Annotated in this window: 16 protein-coding genes and 1 pseudogene; 5 read left to right on the forward strand and 12 right to left on the reverse strand. The window is 60.2% G+C overall.

The window, feature by feature from the left end:
- Positions 1 to 87: 87 nt before the first annotated feature.
- On the reverse strand, positions 88 to 669 hold the full coding sequence (locus ACYZTX_RS28710) for a mechanosensitive ion channel domain-containing protein (RefSeq protein ID WP_462036838.1): 582 nt from the start codon (positions 667 to 669) through the stop codon (positions 88 to 90).
- A complete protein-coding gene (locus tag ACYZTX_RS28715) occupies positions 669 to 2,579 on the reverse strand; it encodes an ATP-binding cassette domain-containing protein (protein ID WP_462036839.1) in 1,911 nt (636 codons plus the stop codon). The genes ACYZTX_RS28710 and ACYZTX_RS28715 overlap by 1 nt, the downstream gene beginning before the upstream one ends.
- A gap of 50 nt (positions 2,580 to 2,629) precedes the next feature.
- On the opposite strand from ACYZTX_RS28715, the gene ACYZTX_RS28720 reads away from it, so the two are divergent.
- Positions 2,630 to 3,094: a TIGR02444 family protein gene (locus ACYZTX_RS28720; protein ID WP_462036840.1), complete on the forward strand. Its 465-nt coding sequence runs from the start codon at positions 2,630 to 2,632 to the stop codon at positions 3,092 to 3,094.
- Here ACYZTX_RS28720 and ACYZTX_RS28725 read toward each other — a convergent pair.
- Positions 3,091 to 4,164, reverse strand: coding sequence for an AlgP family protein (locus tag ACYZTX_RS28725; RefSeq protein WP_462036841.1), 1,074 nt, complete (start codon positions 4,162 to 4,164; stop codon positions 3,091 to 3,093). The two genes, ACYZTX_RS28720 and ACYZTX_RS28725, sit on opposite strands and share 4 nt — an antisense overlap.
- Before the next feature lie 192 nt (positions 4,165 to 4,356).
- Between ACYZTX_RS28725 and ACYZTX_RS28730 the strand changes: the two genes are divergently transcribed.
- Positions 4,357 to 5,022: an FKBP-type peptidyl-prolyl cis-trans isomerase gene (locus ACYZTX_RS28730; protein ID WP_462036842.1), complete on the forward strand. Its 666-nt coding sequence runs from the start codon at positions 4,357 to 4,359 to the stop codon at positions 5,020 to 5,022.
- 61 nt (positions 5,023 to 5,083) lie between these two features.
- Here the strand turns inward: ACYZTX_RS28730 and rsd are convergent, their stop codons facing one another.
- From rsd to ACYZTX_RS28770, 8 genes and pseudogenes are all read right to left on the reverse strand, one after another.
- Positions 5,084 to 5,542, reverse strand: coding sequence for a sigma D regulator (gene rsd / locus ACYZTX_RS28735; RefSeq protein WP_462036843.1), 459 nt, complete (start codon positions 5,540 to 5,542; stop codon positions 5,084 to 5,086).
- Positions 5,543 to 5,720: 178 nt separating this feature from the next.
- Positions 5,721 to 6,272 (reverse strand): disulfide bond formation protein B, encoded by a 552-nt coding sequence (locus tag ACYZTX_RS28740; protein WP_462036844.1) that lies wholly within the window; start codon positions 6,270 to 6,272, stop codon positions 5,721 to 5,723.
- A 229-nt stretch (positions 6,273 to 6,501) separates the two neighbouring features.
- Positions 6,502 to 7,740 carry a heme biosynthesis HemY N-terminal domain-containing protein gene (locus ACYZTX_RS28745; protein ID WP_462036845.1) on the reverse strand — a complete coding sequence of 413 codons (1,239 nt, stop codon included), beginning with the start codon at positions 7,738 to 7,740 and terminating at the stop codon, positions 6,502 to 6,504.
- Positions 7,737 to 8,891: a uroporphyrinogen-III C-methyltransferase gene (locus tag ACYZTX_RS28750; RefSeq protein ID WP_462036846.1), complete on the reverse strand. Its 1,155-nt coding sequence runs from the start codon at positions 8,889 to 8,891 to the stop codon at positions 7,737 to 7,739. Before ACYZTX_RS28750 ends, ACYZTX_RS28745 begins: the two co-directional genes overlap by 4 nt.
- A gap of 16 nt (positions 8,892 to 8,907) precedes the next feature.
- On the reverse strand, positions 8,908 to 9,675 hold the full coding sequence (locus tag ACYZTX_RS28755; RefSeq protein ID WP_462036847.1) for a uroporphyrinogen-III synthase: 768 nt from the start codon (positions 9,673 to 9,675) through the stop codon (positions 8,908 to 8,910).
- Positions 9,672 to 10,613, reverse strand: coding sequence for a hydroxymethylbilane synthase (hemC, locus tag ACYZTX_RS28760; RefSeq protein WP_462036848.1), 942 nt, complete (start codon positions 10,611 to 10,613; stop codon positions 9,672 to 9,674). Before hemC ends, ACYZTX_RS28755 begins: the two co-directional genes overlap by 4 nt.
- 137 nt (positions 10,614 to 10,750) lie before the next feature.
- Positions 10,751 to 11,497, reverse strand: coding sequence for a LytR/AlgR family response regulator transcription factor (locus tag ACYZTX_RS28765; RefSeq protein ID WP_449645358.1), 747 nt, complete (start codon positions 11,495 to 11,497; stop codon positions 10,751 to 10,753).
- Positions 11,494 to 11,816: pseudogene (locus tag ACYZTX_RS28770) on the reverse strand (sensor histidine kinase); the annotation flags it as partial. The gene ACYZTX_RS28765 and the pseudogene ACYZTX_RS28770, both read right to left, overlap by 4 nt.
- A 139-nt stretch (positions 11,817 to 11,955) precedes the next feature.
- On the opposite strand from ACYZTX_RS28770, the gene argH reads away from it, so the two are divergent.
- Positions 11,956 to 13,350, forward strand: coding sequence for an argininosuccinate lyase (gene argH / locus ACYZTX_RS28775; protein WP_010465079.1), 1,395 nt, complete (start codon positions 11,956 to 11,958; stop codon positions 13,348 to 13,350).
- A 130-nt stretch (positions 13,351 to 13,480) separates the two neighbouring features.
- Here argH and ACYZTX_RS28780 read toward each other — a convergent pair whose 3' ends face one another.
- Positions 13,481 to 14,140, reverse strand: coding sequence for a glutathione S-transferase family protein (locus ACYZTX_RS28780; protein ID WP_462036849.1), 660 nt, complete (start codon positions 14,138 to 14,140; stop codon positions 13,481 to 13,483).
- 124 nt (positions 14,141 to 14,264) lie between these two features.
- Between ACYZTX_RS28780 and ACYZTX_RS28785 the strand changes: the two genes are divergently transcribed.
- Positions 14,265 to 14,561 carry a hypothetical protein gene (locus ACYZTX_RS28785; protein ID WP_462036850.1) on the forward strand — a complete coding sequence of 99 codons (297 nt, stop codon included), beginning with the start codon at positions 14,265 to 14,267 and terminating at the stop codon, positions 14,559 to 14,561.
- 227 nt (positions 14,562 to 14,788) lie between these two features.
- Positions 14,789 to 15,034 (forward strand): TIGR02647 family protein, encoded by a 246-nt coding sequence (locus ACYZTX_RS28790; RefSeq protein WP_462036851.1) that lies wholly within the window; start codon positions 14,789 to 14,791, stop codon positions 15,032 to 15,034.
- Positions 15,035 to 15,108 lie beyond the last annotated feature (74 nt).

Below are 15,108 nucleotides of genomic sequence, written 5' to 3' on the forward strand. Positions count from 1 at the left end.
TCGCTCCCACACGGGATTTGTGAGCGCCACAGGTCTACTGTGGGAGCGAGCCTGCTCGCGAAAGCGATATGTCAGGCAACAGAAGGCCTACTTTTCAAACCCACCGGTCGAGAACACATCCGTACCACGCCAGCGTCGAACCGAGCGCTGGAAGAACAGGCTGTTGGGCACTTGCACCATCGCGCTGCCGGTGCCGAGTTCTTCGGCTTCGATCAGCGTGGTGTAGAGCAGATTGATCGCCACGACCCGGCCTTTGACGCCAGGCTTGTCGGTGGTGTCCACCAACTCGACCACGTCGCCGAGGCGGAACGGGCCGACGGTGAAGATCAGGATCGCGCAGAGCAGATTGGAGAGCACGCTCCACATCGCGAAGAATGCCACCGCCGCCACCGCGACAAACCCGGACAACGCGGTCCAGAGCACCGTCGCCGACACCCCCAGGCGTTCCAGTACGAAGATCAGCGCACTGCCCATGATCAGCCAGCGCAGACCACCGCGCAGCGGCATCAGCAATTGCGGTGGAAACGGATAGCGCTCACCCAGGCGAGTCAGGCACTTGGCGACGCAGCGCTGGGCGACATAGCCCGCCAACAGAATCAGCAGGATTTGCACAAAGAGCCAGATCGGCTCGATCAACACGGCAGGCAATGGCAGCTTGAAGGCTTCCATCAGGACAGCGCCTCCAGCTCCGCCTGCATGCTTTCGAGCAATTCCAGCGCTTCCATCCAGGCTTCTTCCAGCTCCGCCTCACGTACCTTCAGCTTCGCCTGTTCGGCCAGCAGATCACGCAATTCGTTTTTGCGCGCCGGCTCGTAAATGTCGCTGTCGCCGAGGCTGGTATCGATCTTGGCCAGTTTCTCGTGCAGCTTGCCCAACTCGGCTTCGAGCTTGTCGGCTTCACGCTTGTGTGGCGCCAGTTGCTGACGCAACGCAGCGGCGGCCTGGCGCTGGGCCTTCTTGTCGGTCTTGTCCGGATTGACCGGGGTGTTGCTGACGGGCGCATTGCGCTGACGGTAGTCCACCAGCCAACGGGTGTAGTCTTCCAGGTCGCCGTCGAACTCCTCGACCTTGCCGTCCGCCACCAGGTAGAAATTGTCGGTGGTGCTTTTAAGCAAATGGCGATCGTGGGAGACCACCAGTACCGCGCCACTGAATTCCTGAAGCGCCATGGTCAGCGCCAGGCGCATTTCCAGGTCCAGGTGGTTGGTCGGTTCGTCGAGTAGCAACAGGTTCGGCCGGCCCCAGGCGATCAACGCCAGCGCCAGACGAGCCTTCTCGCCACCAGAGAAATTCAGCACCGGCTCATCGATTCGCGCCCCGCGGAAGTCGAAACCACCGAGGAAGTCGCGCAGGGTCTGCTCGCGCTCGGTCGGCGCCAGGCGCTGCATATGCAGCAACGGGCTGGCCTTGGAGTCGAGCGAATCCAACTGATGCTGGGCAAAGTAACCAACGACAGTGTTCTCGCCTCGGGTCAATCGACCGGACAACGGCTCGAGTTCACCGGCGAGGTTTTTGATCAGGGTCGATTTACCGGCGCCGTTCGGGCCGAGCAGACCGATCCGTGCACCGGGGGTCAGTTGCAGCCTGACCTTTTCCAGCACGGCTTTGTCGCCATAACCCAGCCGAGCATCCGACAGGTCAATCAGCGGGCTTGAGATCTTCACCGATTCGCGGAAAACGAAATCGAACGGCGAATCGACGTGGGCGGCGGACAGTTCTTCCATCCGCTCCAAGGCCTTGATCCGGCTCTGGGCCTGACGGGCCTTGGTGGCCTGGGCCTTGAAGCGGGCGATGTAGCTTTCCATGTGCGCACGTTGCGCCTGTTGCTTCTCGTAGGCCTGCTGTTGCTGGGCCAGACGTTCGGCACGGGCGCGTTCGAAGGCGCTATAACCACCGCGATACAGGGTGATCTTGCGCTGATCGACGTGGGCCACGTGATCAACCACGGCATCGAGGAAGTCCCTGTCGTGGGAGATCAGCATCAAGGTGCCGGGATAGCTTTTGAGCCACTCTTCGAGCCAGATGATGGCGTCGAGGTCCAAGTGGTTGGTCGGTTCGTCGAGTAGCAGAAGGTCCGAGGGGCACATCAAAGCCTGCGCCAGGTTCAGACGCATCCGCCAACCACCAGAGAAATCTCCTACCTGGCGATCCATTTGCTCGTTGGTGAACCCAAGCCCCGCCAGCAACTTGCGCGCTCGGGCGTCGGCGGTGTAACCGTCGGCACTGTCGAGTTCGGCGTGCAGGCGGGCCTGAGCGGCACCGGCATGGGCCGCTTCGGCTGCGGCGAGGTCGCGTTGCACCTCGCGCAGGCGCAGGTCGCCATCGAGCACATAGTCGACCGCCACGCGATCGAGAGTATCGATCTCCTGGCGCATGTGGGCGATGCGCCAGTCCGCCGGCAAGAAGCAATCACCCGAGTCCGGGTGCAGGTCACCCAGAAGCAAGGCGAACAGGCTCGATTTGCCGGCGCCGTTGGCACCGATGAGGCCGGCTTTGTGGCCGGCGTGCAGGGTCAGCTCGGCGTCTTCTAGCAGACGTTGCGGGCCACGCTGTAAAGTCAGGTTCTGAAGTCGAATCATAATGGCGGCGGAGTCTACCAGCTTCGCTCGCAACTGGCGCGAGTAGCACTATGTCCTCTGACCTGTGGAGCTTTTCCCTTAGTACTTACACCCGTCCCGGCGTTGAGCACGCCTGCCTGCGATTACAGTCGGCGGGCGTGAATGTGTGCTTGCTGCTCGGTGGATTGTGGCTGGCACAGCGGGGCGTTGCCTGTAACGAGCAGCGATTGCAGCTACTTCGCACTGTGGCCGAGCCCTGGGAGACCGATGTCGTTCAACCGCTGCGAGCATTGCGCATGCAATGGAAAGCCGCCGCGACTGAGGATGCCGAGCTGACTACGCTGCGCGAACAAGTAAAGAGATTGGAGCTCGACGCCGAACGCCATCTGTTGTTGCGGCTGGAGCGATCGGCACAGAGTTGGCCGCAAGGTGAGGCGACCGATCTATCGGCCTGGCTGGAAGGTGTGACGGCAGGCGCCGCCCACCTGGACCGCGACGCGCTGCATCAGCTGCGCGTCGCGGTAACCGGCCCTTAGGAAGCGCTGGTTGGGGTGGTTGCTGCGATCGAAGCGGCGGCCGGCGTTGGCGCTGGCGTGGCTGTCGAGGTGGCTGCTGCTAAAGCAGACGTTGCTGCCGGAGCCGGGTTGGCTGGCTTGGCAACTGGCGCGGCGACCGGCTTGGCGGCAACCGGTTTTTTCACTGCTGGCTTGGCAGCGGGTTTGGCGGTGGCCGGTTTGGCAGCAGCAGGTTTGGCTGCCGGTTTAGCGGCTGGTTTAGCGGCCGGCTTGGCCGCTGCTTTTACAGCGGGTTTGGCCGCAGTTTTCGCAGCCGGTTTTGCAGCGGTTTTAGCCGCGACAGATCTGGCGGCCGGTTTGGCAGCAGGTTTCGCTGCTGCAGTTTTGGCTGCAGTTTTGGCTGCAGTTTTGGCTGCTGGTTTTGCTGCGGGTTTAGCGGCCGTTCTTGCAGCTGGTTTAGCAGCCGGTTTAGCAGCGGCAGTTTTCGCCACGGCGGGTTTGGCAGCAGCAGTTCTTGCAGCGCCAGATTTGGCTGCGGCAGGCTTGGCAGCCGTCGTTTTAGCAGCCGGTTTCGCAGCGCTGGCAGCAACTGCTTTTCTCGCTGCTGGTTTTGCTGCGGTTTTCACCGGTGCTTTTGCAGCAGCCGGTTTGGCAGCGGTTTTCTTGGCAGGAGCCGCGGCAGGCTTGGCCGAACGCAGGGACAACGCCTTGCCGACAGCCTCTTGTACACGACCGACGCCCTGGGCCAGTTTCAGGCTTTCTTGAGCATCGCGCTTGAGTTGCAGAATGTAGCTGCGAGTTTCCGATTGACGATCCTTGAGGGCATCGAGCAAGTCCTCAAGCTCCTTCACCGCGCCTTTGGCTTTGGTTTGTGCCTTGGCCTTGCCGGCTGCCGCAGCGTCCTGCAATTTGGTACGGGACTTGTGCAATTTCTCCTGCGCTTTTCCGCGCTGCTTTTCCAGTTTGGCGAGCAGTTTTTCAGCATCAGCCATGGCTTGGGAACAAGCGTTTTCCAGATGCTCGAGCAAGCTGCCCGAGAGTTGTTGGAGTAAGTGCAACGGAGTATTTACTGGCTTCTTGGTGGCCGACATGGTTTACCTCCTGGCTGACGTGGGTGCGGCTCATACTAGACCTCTGCTGCTACCGCCGCTAGGGCATGTTGACAGTATCCAAAGCGCTGCGTTGCAACGGATTGAAATTCTTCTGCGTCTGCGTAAAACCAGTTCACCGTTGAGCGCATTCACACTGGCATAATCCTGCGCATCTCAGGTCGGAGAGTGCCCATGTCGCGCTACCTTTTTTTATCACTGTGCGTGTTTTTTTCCGTGGCCCAGGCCGCCGAAAAAACCAAAGAAAATGACACTCACGATCTCTCTTACAGCCTGGGCGCGAGCCTCGGCGAACGCCTGCGTCAGGAGGTTCCCGATCTGCAACTTCAGGCGCTGATCGAAGGTTTGCGACAAGCCTATCAAGGCAAGCCACTGGCGCTGAAAGATGAGCAGATCGAACAGATTCTTGCCGAGCACGAAGCCCAGGTCGCCTTGCAACCCACCCTGCCGCAAAGCGAAATCGCGCTCCAAAAAGAGCGGGCGTTTCTCGACGAGGAAAAAACCAGACCGGGCGTTCGTGAGCTGGCCGATGGAATATTGCTGACGGAGTTGGCGCCGGGCACTGGTGCCAAAGCTGGCCCCAACGGCAAAGTCCAGGTGCTGTATATCGGTCGCCTTCCCGACGGCACAGTGTTCGACCAGAACAGTCAGCCGCAGTGGTTCAGTCTCGACAGCGTGATCAGCGGATGGCGCAGCGCGTTGCAGCAAATGCCGGTCGGCGCGAAATGGCGCCTGGTGATTCCATCGGCCCAGGCCTATGGCGCCGAGGGTGCCGGCGACCTGATCGCGCCGTTTACACCGCTGGTATTCGAAGTCGAATTGCGCGGTGCCACACGCTGAATACCGGAAACGAAAACGGCGCGCATAGCGCACCGTTTTTGGAGGTCTTGCGGGAAGGGGTTCAGGCCTGAACCGAATCTTCTTCCTTGTGAGCGGTGTGCAGCACTTCGATCAGGCAGTCTTCCAGTTCGAAGCGTTCGTGCAACAGGCCACCCAGCTCTTTGAATTTCTCTGCCACGCATTTGCCTGCATCACACAGGTCGTTGAACGCGAGCAGCTTCTCGGTGATGACGTCGATACGAGGGTAGAGGGTCTCGGCCAACTCCAGTCCGCGAGTGTCACCAAACGCCTTGGCTTCACCGGTCAACTGTTCGTAGATCTCGAAATGCCCGGCAGACACGTAATCGACTAGCACTCCGCAGAATTCCTGCAACGGCTTACGGTTCTCACCCAGCGCCTCAGGCTCGGCGCCGAGAGCATCATAGGCCCGAACCAGTTCGTGACGCTCCTGCAACCAGCGATCGATCAGCAGATGCACTCCACCCCAACGTTCCTGAGCATTCTGACAACTTTCGAGCATGGTGATCTCTCTTCCCTTGTGGGTCATGCTGCCCTACACCCGTCGCACACTTGAAGATCAAGTATTGGCCCGGCAGAGCGTCATTCGAGCAACATAATTCCAATGACACGTGCGGGCCAGATTATGCCCGCGCGACAATGGCTTCAAGGTACGCAGGAGATAAAGTTCATACAAGTGTTTAATCACCCGCCAGCGCCCGGTGTGACAACTCGCCGCTGAGCGGTCGCTGGCAGGCTTTCCAGACAAGACGCAGCACCTGATAAATACCTAAAACCGTCATTGCCATGAAGAGCAGCAGACTCCACTCAGGAATACTCAGATCGAACAGTGTCCAGGAAATCTCCGCGCATTCTGCCTCCCCTTTAAACATGTGCGTCACCTGACACAACCAAGGCAAGTCCTTGTACTGAACAGCCAGATCGGGCGAGCACGTCAACAACTGATGCATTGGATCGCTCTGTAGCAATACCTGCCGCCACGCCGTGACCGTACCCGCCAGACTGCAAAGCAGACCGAGCATCCAATACAGAAATGACCCGAAGCGGCCCGGCCCATGCACCGAAGCCATCAGACAGATGCCCGTGAGTAACGCGAGGGAAAACCGCTGCAACAGGCACAACCCGCAAGGCTTGAGGCCGACCGCATATTCCAGGTAATAGGACACGCCCAGGGCCAGGGCACCTGCAATGAAAGCCATGAAAAACAAGGAGCGTGAGCAGGCCAAAGACATGTCATTTCCGTAACAGTAGAGACAGGCGGTTACGGTAGAGGAAAGCGCGCCAGCCTTTCAAGGCAGGCTAGCGGGGACACTTCAACAGAAGTGTAGGGAATTCCCGACAGAAACGAGAGGATTAGGTGTAGTCCTCTGTAGGACTCTGCCGATGACGGACTACAAAGGTAAAATCCCGGCAGATTGCAGCCGACGGGATCGCCCGCTCGAGCGACCCGTCATTCACTCATCAAGCGTGAACAGGAACTGGCAACGGTGCCGCCAGCAAGCGCTCATCCAACAAGCCCAAGCCCTCCTGGAACAACTGATTGCTGCGCTCGGTGTCACCCAGCTGCGCCAGCAACCGCGCCAGTTCCGCGCAGGCTTCCGGATTGCGCTGCATGCGCAAGCTGCTTTCCAGATAGTCCCGGGCCTTGCCCCAAAGGCTGCTTTGCAGACATAAGCGCCCCAGGGTCAGCAGCAGGCTCGGGTCGGCCGGATGGTCTTTGAGCCAGCCCTCGGCGGTGTGCAGTTGACGTGCCGGATCACTGCCGCGAACAAGTCCATAGAGGCGTGCCAGATGACTGTCGTAGTTGCGCTTGAGCGCCGCTCGCAGGATCTCTTCGGCTTCGACCTGAGCACCCAGCTGCCGAAGCTGCTCTGCATAAGCGAGCACCAGTTGCGGCTCCTGCCGCTGAGCGGAGGTCAGCTGCTGCCAGGCGCGGTTGAGCGACTGCAAGCCGACCGTCCCGTCTGCTTCCTGATGCGCCGCCAGGGACAGGTTCTCACCCCAGGCCCGACGTTCCAGTTCGACCAGCTCGGCCGGTGGCAGGACCTTGTCCTTGCGAAGCTCCGGCAGCAGGCGAATCACGGCCGACCAGTCGCCTCGCTGTTGATGCAAGCGCTGCAACTGACGCAGCGTCTGGACGTTATGAGGATGACGCTCGTGCATGGCTTGCAGGGTTACCAGGGCGCCTTCGGTATCGCCGCGGTCAGTCTGCAATTGGGCGTGGTTGAGGGCAATCGCCAACTCCGCCTGAGGCTGTCGCTCAAGCGCGCGCTCCAGCAAGTTGTCGCTTTCCTCGTAATGACCTTGTTCGTTCGCGGCCCGGGCAGCGCCGAGGTAGTAAAGCAACGGCTGGCGCTCGGCTTCCGCGGCCCGGTGAAGATGACGCTGTGCACTGGCCCAGCGACCTTCGGCCAGATCCAGCTGACCGTGTTCAATCGCCACCTGCACCCGGCGGCTACGGTTGCGTCGCGACCAGGGATTGACCACACCGCTGGAGGTCGTCACCAGTTCGATTAGCGCCTTGATGCCCCAGAACACCAGCCACAGCACGGCGACCAACGCCAGGGTTGCCCACAGGCTCGATTCGTAACGAAAGCTTTTGTAGGCGATCAGCACGTAACCGGAATGCTCGGCAATCGCCAACCCGAGCGCGGCAGCCGCGGCGATCACCAGGAACACGATCACATAGAGGCGTTTCATGGCGTCGCCTCCTGCGCGGTGTTCGCGGCAGGTTTGGCCATCGGCTTGATCGAGTCCTCGGCGTTGACGTTACGCCGTTCCAGATACCCCTGAACCGCGCTCAGCGTGCCGGTCAGATCCGGCGTGACCACGGTGACCGGCTGCTTGCTCAATTCGCCAACCTGCTCGAGCATCACTTTGCTCTGCGGGTTGTCCGGGTTGAAGTTGCCCTTGAGCACGTCCCTGGCTTCGGCCAGCGCCTGGGTGTAAACGGCGGCCTGGCCATTGAGCGCGGCCCATTGCGCCTGCTCCAGTGCCAGGCTCAGGGCCAGGCGCACCTGGCTCAGGCTCTGCCCGGCCAGCAATGGACGCACATTCTTGTCGGCGTTGAAGTCGATGCGGATGTAGCGCGAGACCTGATCCCACCATTGCGCCCAGCGACTCGCGCCGTCGCCATCAGCGGTGAGACCCAGCAGGGATTCACCGCGATCCTTGTACTCGGGTGCCAGCTCGGTGAGGCTGATCACCTGATCGCGCAGCGCCCCTAGTCGCAGGAACAACCCGGTGCGATCCGGCTGCTCGGTGCTACGCAATGCCACCAGCGTTTTGGCCACTTGCTCGCGAGCGGCAAAGGAACCCGGGTCATTCTGTTCGCGCAGAATTTCATCTGCGCCCTGCACCAGGGCCTGGGCACTGCTGATGTCCTGCAACGCGGAAAGACGCAGGCTGGCCAGGCGCAGCAGGTGCTCGGCTTCGGCCAGACGCCAGTCCTTGCGGCTGGCGCCGAGAACCGTTTCCAGACGTTGATTCAAGCGTTGCTGATCGCCTTGAAGTTGAGTGACCAAACGACTGCGAGCGTCGAGTTCGTCGGCGGCAGGCATTTGCGCCAGGCGAGCAGTCAGGCGTTGTTCATTGAGCTTCAGGTCCTGCGCCTGATCGTTCAATGCCTGGACCTGACTCAACTGCTGTTGAGTATTGGCTTGCAGGTGACGCACCTGCCAGACTCCCCATCCGCCCACGGCGACACCGGCAGCGCCCAGCAACAGCGCGACGATTGCCAGCCCATTGCCTCGGCGCTGCACTGCAGCAGGTGGCCCGGTTTCAACCGGTGCTTCAACCGGTGCATCAAGCACTGGCTGGACGTCATCTTTAGGCAAGGCAGTTTCGCTCACGTATCCATCCTTTGCATTAGAGAACGGGCACGGGGTGCTCCCGTAACGCCGTCAGCAAAGCCGCGGCACTGGCGCCGCGACAATCCACAACTGTTTGGGCCCCGGCGGCACGTGCCAGCTCGGCGACCCTGGGGCTTGGAACAAACAACGGCACCTGCGCCAATTGCGGCCAGGCATCGCCGGCCAATTGACGCAGGTGCTCAAAACCTTGTCCACTGCTGACCACCAGCCCGTTCAAGCGTTCCGCCCGGATCCGCTCAGGCAGGGCCGCTGACGGGTACTGCGGCAGGCCGCGACTGTACAACTCCAGATACTCGACACTAGCACCTAGCTCGCGCAAACGCTCAGCCAGCAACTCGCGCCCGCCCTCCCCGCGCATGATCAGCACGCGTGGACCGGGCCGTGCGATGGCCTCGCGCAAAGAGGGAAGTTCGAGCAAGGCTTCGCTGTCATCGCCATCCACCGGGTAGCTGATGTCCAACCCGCGATCCTCGAGAATCTGCGCGGTGGCTGCGCCCACGCTGAACCACTTCAGACGAGGTAGTTGCGGCCGAAACCGCTCGAGCAAATCCACAGCAATTCTGGCGGCCGGCTTGCTGACGACGATCACCGCGCAATAGCGATCCAGACCCTGAATCACTTCGCGCATTGTGTCAGAGACAGGAATCGGCTCTATCTCCAAAAGCGGCAAACTGCTGCTGAAAATCCCCTTTTCGGCCAAAAGACTGCTCAGCGCCGCCGACTCATCCGCGGGACGCGTCAGCAGCAGGCGCCAGCCCGTCACTCGTGACCTGCCTCGCCGTAGACTGCTTTGAGAATGTCGTTGGCGCCTTGACTCAGCAGGTCTTCAGCCACTTGCACGCCCAGGGCTTCGGCGTCGCTGCGTGGCGCACGAGCCTCGGCACAGAGCAGCAGACCACCGTTCGGATCACCGACAAGGCCACGCAACCAGATCTGCTCACCTTCAAGCACGGCGTAGCAGGCGATTGGCACTTGGCAGCCGCCATTCAAATGTTTGTTGAGAGCACGTTCGGCAATCACGCGAGTGGCGGTGTCCTGATGGTGCAGCGGCATCAACAGCGCGTGAATTTCGCTGTCGACGCTACGGCATTCGATACCCACCGCGCCTTGGCCACCGGCCGGCAGACTGTCGTCGACGCTGATGGCCGAGGTGATTCGATCTTCAAAGCCGAGACGAATCAGGCCGGCAGCAGCGAGGATAATGGCGTCGTATTCGCCGGCATCGAGCTTGGCCAGGCGCGTGTTGACGTTACCGCGCAGGAAGCGGATCTCCAGGTCCGGACGCCGGGTCAGCAATTGAGCCTGACGGCGCAGACTGGAGGTACCGACGACGCTGCCTTGCGGCAACTCATCCAGGCTGGCGTAGGTGTTGGAGACGAACGCATCGCGCGGGTCTTCGCGCTCGCAGATGCAAAACAGACCGAGCCCTTCAGGGAAGTCCATCGGCACGTCTTTCATGGAGTGCACGGCGATGTCGGCTTCGTTTTCCAGCAGCGCGGTTTCCAGTTCTTTGACAAACAGGCCCTTGCCGCCGATTTTCGACAGTGGCGAGTCGAGCAACTTGTCACCGCGACTGACCATGGGCACCAACGTCACGAGCAGACCCGGATGGGCCTCTTCCAGACGAGCTTTGACGTATTCGGCCTGCCACAGGGCGAGAGCACTTTTACGGGTGGCGATGCGGATTTCGCGAGAGGACATGGATCAATCCGTACTGAATAGATACGGCGGATAATAACAGCTCAGCCAAATCCACTTTGACTTGTATCAGAAACCGCGTGGCCTCCCTGGCCTCAGACGTCCAGCAATCGGGATGCAACCCGCTCGTAAATGGCGGATTAAAGCTGCTGCATCATCTTGCGCACCCCGGCCACATGCCGTCGGCTGACGATCAGGGCATCGCCGTTCAAGCCTTTGAGGAACAGCTGAAAATGCCCCAGAGGCGTGCGTTGCAGGCGTTCGATGCGCTCGCGGGCGACCAGCGCGTTGCGGTGGATGCGCACGAAGCGGTCGCCAAATTCATCTTCAAGGGCCTTGAGCGGCTCATCCAGCAGCACTTCGCCGCCTTCGTGGCGCAAGGTCACGTATTTGTGATCCGCAATGAAGTAGACCACCTGACCCAACGGGATCAGTTCGATACCCTTACGGGTACGGGCGCTGATGTGACTGCGTGGGCCGCTGCCACTTTCGGCGGCGGGACGGGTCAGGGCCGCGAGCTGGACGCGATTGGGCCGCTCGGCTTTCTTTAACGCTTCATGCAATTGTTCTGTACGCACAGGTTTCACCAGATAGCCTACGGCGCTGGCCTGTAAGGCTTCCACGGCAAATTCATCGGGCCCAGCGCAGAACACCACGGCGGGTGGGGTTTCGCGTTCGCACAATCGTGCAGCCACTTGCAGGCCATCGAGGCCCGGCATGCGGATATCGAGCAGCACGATATCCGGTTTGTGGCTGTCGATCAGTGCCAACGCCTCTTCGCCGTTCGTGGCGCTAGGCTCCAGGACACTGTATCCCTCGAGTTCGCCAACCATTCGGCTCAGGCGCTCGCGGGCAAGGGGTTCGTCATCAACGATCAGGACATTCATATTGCGCTGGATTCCTGCGTGAGTCTCGCACAAGGATAGCGTAGACAGGTGAAGTGGCGTCCGTCACCGCGATCCACGCTAAGACTAGCGCGAGGGCCAAAAAGTGCCGCCCGACCGACGGCTAAATTTTTATCTGTCGTGCGTTTAGTGGCCCTGGCCCGCGCTGGCGAGGCATCGCCGTAGGGTTTGTTGATACACAATATGAACACCCCCTCTTCTTATAGTCAGCTGCAGCGTCTGGAAGTGCGCTGATCCTACTGTCCAACTGTAGACGGTTGCCGGCACGATATTGCTCAATTGAAAAATATCGTTGCGCAACCCTCCTCGCGTTAACTTGAGTATGGACCGCAGCATGAGAAAAAAACGTCTCGACCAGTGCCAGCGACAGGATTGGCAACCCTGTTATTATCCGCACCAGCTTTAAACGCCATCTTTCTTCAGCCGATACGAGCGAATTCATGAGCACTGACAAGACCAATCAGTCCTGGGGCGGCCGCTTCAGTGAACCCGTCGACGCCTTCGTCGCCCGCTTCACCGCCTCCGTCACTTTCGACCAGCGCCTGTATCGCCACGACATCATGGGCTCGATCGCCCACGCCACAATGCTGGCCAAGGTCGGCGTGCTGACCGATGCCGAGCGCGACAGCATCACCGATGGCCTGAAGACCATCCAGGGTGAAATCGAGGCTGGCCAGTTCGACTGGCGCATCGACCTCGAAGACGTGCACATGAACATCGAGGCGCGTCTGACCGACCGCATCGGCGTCACTGGTAAAAAGCTGCACACCGGCCGCAGCCGCAACGACCAGGTCGCCACCGACATCCGCCTGTGGCTGCGTGACGAGATCGACCTGATCCTGAGCGAAATCACCCGTCTGCAAAAAGGCTTGCTGGAGCAGGCCGAGCGCGAAGCCGGCAGCATCATGCCGGGCTTCACTCACCTGCAAACCGCGCAGCCGGTGACCTTCGGGCACCACATGCTGGCCTGGTTCGAAATGCTCAGCCGCGACTACGAGCGCCTGGTCGATTGCCGCAAACGTACCAATCGCATGCCACTGGGCAGCGCTGCATTGGCGGGCACCACCTACCCGATCGACCGCGAATTCACCGCGCAACTGTTGGGCTTCGACGCTGTGGGCGGCAACTCGCTGGACAACGTGTCCGATCGTGACTTCGCCATCGAGTTCTGCTCGGCCGCGAGCATCGCGATGATGCACTTGTCGCGCTTCTCTGAAGAGCTGGTGCTGTGGACGAGTGCCCAGTTCCAGTTCATCGATCTGCCAGACCGTTTCTGCACCGGCAGCTCGATCATGCCGCAAAAGAAAAACCCGGACGTGCCGGAGCTGGTGCGTGGCAAGACTGGCCGCGTATTCGGCGCACTGATGGGCCTGCTGACCCTGATGAAAGGCCAGCCACTGGCCTACAACAAGGACAACCAGGAAGACAAGGAGCCGCTGTTCGACGCCGCCGACACGTTGCGTGACTCGCTGCGGGCCTTTGCTGACATGATCCCGGCGATCAAACCCAAACACGCGATGATGCGCGAAGCGGCACTGCGCGGTTTCTCCACCGCCACTGACCTGGCCGACTATCTGGTTCGTCGCGGCCTGCCGTTCCGTGACTGCCACGAAATCGTTGGCCATGCCGTGAAGTACGGCGTGGAAAGCGGGAAAGACCTGGCAGAAATGAGCCTGGAAGAGCTGCGCAAGTTCAGCGACCAGATCGATCAGGATGTGTTCGCCGTGTTGACGCTGGAAGGCTCGGTGAATGCCCGGGACCATATCGGCGGGACTGCGCCGGCGCAGGTCAAGAAGGCCGTGGCTCGCGGCCAGGCATTACTCGCCAGCCGCTAAACCGCCAAAAGCTTCGCGAGCAGGCTCGCTCCCACATTAAATCGGTGGTGAACACAGACCTTGTGAACACCATAGGTCCAATGTGGGAGCGAGCCTGCTCGCGAATGCGGTCTTGAAGACGCTAAAAAACCTACTTCTTGGACGCGACCATCGCCAAAAACGCTGGCATTGCCGCTTCCTTGTCCTTTGCAATCCGCTGCACATGCGGGTTCTGTTCCAGACGCTCCAGCAACGCCTTCGCCGCCGGTATCTCGGCCAGCAGATCGATACCGAACAGCTTCTGACCGACTGCACAGGCTAACGGTACGCTGTAGAGGAAATACAAATCCGCAATGCTCAGGCTGTCACCTGCCACGTAAGGGGCGAATTTGCCGTGCCTGCCCAATGAGGCAAACCCCAGCAGCAACTCGGCTTTGGTCTTGTCCTTGATCGCCTCCGGCACGGTCATTCCGAAAAATGCTTCGGCGTAGCAGGCGCGTCCCGGCAATTCGATGTAGAGCTCGATTTCCTTGGCCAGCGCCAAGACCTGCGACCGCTCAAAGGGATCGCTCGGCAACAGCGGCGTGCCTTTCTGGCTTTGTTCGAGGTATTCGAGAATCACGCTGGTTTCGTTGACGAAACCCTGTTCGACGCCCAGCACCGGCACCTTCCCGCGCGGGCTGATGGCTAATGCCTCGGGGCTTGTCCCTGAGTAAAACACTACTTCTTCAAATGGCAGTCCCTTCTCCAGCAGCGCCAGCTTGACCATGTTGTAGTAGTTGCTGACGGAAAATCCATAAAGCTTGAGCATCACATAGTCTCCAGGTCGTGCGGGGTTGGCAGGTGCCTTTTATAGAACGCCGCGACGTTTCTTGCCAGCAGCATCACAGCGCTGAATGCAGGTAAACTGGCCGTCTTTCCTTGAGGAGCCTGCCATGAGCGAGCCAACCCCCGATAACAACCAAGACGACATCGACGAAGAAGAGTTCGCCGAAAACACCCTGGTCGAAGCCATCGAAAACCAGATCGAAAGCGACAACCCGCCAGCCGCCAAGGCCACCTTCAACAAGCTGACATTGGTGGGTTACGAGCGTGAAGAAATTCTCAATCTGATGGCCCACGTTCTGGCAGTGGAAATCGACGCGATCCTCGAAGAAGACCGCGCGTTCAACACTGAATGGTATGAAACCGCGTTGCGTGCATTGCCAGAGTTACCGCCGGAAAAGAAGTAAGCGACTACCTTTCGGGAGCGGCTTTGCTCGCTCCCACACAGATTGTCACCAATCATTCCTGCCTTCCCCCAGACCCTGACTACACTGGTACGCACCCCGCTGCCGCACTACCCGCCGGGGAATGCATCCCGAGGTGAAAAAACCCTGTCGCGAGCACTGGACATGCCGCACAAGTGGGATCACCTTAGGGACGCTGTCGTCCAATTCCTAGAAAGTCTGGAGTCCTTATGTCGCTTACCCCTGAGTTGGTTGCCGAACTGGAAATCCTCGCACTCTTCAACCTGGACAGTTCCCAGGAAGGTTTGAAAATTCATCAGACCGCTGCCCCGAAAGCCATTGCCGCCGCCCTAAGACTGTTCGACAAAGAACTGATCACCCAGCCAGATGGTGGTTATCTGACCAGTCTGGGTCGTGACGCCGCGCAAAATGTGCAAACCGTTCTGACCATTCTCAACGTACGGGAAACTGCCTGAGCATTACCGCAGCGCCCACGGAAACCCCTGCTACGGGATTTCCGCGGGCTCACTCTGTTGCCTGCCGTCGCCGC

This window comes from Pseudomonas sp. MDT1-17 (assembly GCF_054898105.1).

Bases quoted from the DNA above. Each gene is read 5' to 3' on its own strand.
- ACYZTX_RS28710 (WP_462036838.1), bottom strand. From the start codon at position 669: ATGGAAGCCTTCAAGCTGCCATTGCCTGCCGTGTTGATCGAGCCGATC.
- ACYZTX_RS28715 (WP_462036839.1), bottom strand. From the start codon at position 2,579: ATGATTCGACTTCAGAACCTGACTTTACAGCGTGGCCCGCAACGTCTG.
- ACYZTX_RS28720 (WP_462036840.1), top strand. From the start codon at position 2,630: ATGTCCTCTGACCTGTGGAGCTTTTCCCTTAGTACTTACACCCGTCCC.
- ACYZTX_RS28725 (WP_462036841.1), bottom strand. From the start codon at position 4,164: ATGTCGGCCACCAAGAAGCCAGTAAATACTCCGTTGCACTTACTCCAA.
- ACYZTX_RS28730 (WP_462036842.1), top strand. From the start codon at position 4,357: ATGTCGCGCTACCTTTTTTTATCACTGTGCGTGTTTTTTTCCGTGGCC.
- rsd (WP_462036843.1), bottom strand. From the start codon at position 5,542: ATGCTCGAAAGTTGTCAGAATGCTCAGGAACGTTGGGGTGGAGTGCAT.
- ACYZTX_RS28740 (WP_462036844.1), bottom strand. From the start codon at position 6,272: ATGTCTTTGGCCTGCTCACGCTCCTTGTTTTTCATGGCTTTCATTGCA.
- ACYZTX_RS28745 (WP_462036845.1), bottom strand. From the start codon at position 7,740: ATGAAACGCCTCTATGTGATCGTGTTCCTGGTGATCGCCGCGGCTGCC.
- hemC (WP_462036848.1), bottom strand. From the start codon at position 10,613: ATGTCCTCTCGCGAAATCCGCATCGCCACCCGTAAAAGTGCTCTCGCC.
- ACYZTX_RS28765 (WP_449645358.1), bottom strand. From the start codon at position 11,497: ATGAATGTCCTGATCGTTGATGACGAACCCCTTGCCCGCGAGCGCCTG.
- argH (WP_010465079.1), top strand. From the start codon at position 11,956: ATGAGCACTGACAAGACCAATCAGTCCTGGGGCGGCCGCTTCAGTGAA.
- ACYZTX_RS28780 (WP_462036849.1), bottom strand. From the start codon at position 14,140: ATGCTCAAGCTTTATGGATTTTCCGTCAGCAACTACTACAACATGGTC.
- ACYZTX_RS28785 (WP_462036850.1), top strand. From the start codon at position 14,265: ATGAGCGAGCCAACCCCCGATAACAACCAAGACGACATCGACGAAGAA.
- ACYZTX_RS28790 (WP_462036851.1), top strand. From the start codon at position 14,789: ATGTCGCTTACCCCTGAGTTGGTTGCCGAACTGGAAATCCTCGCACTC.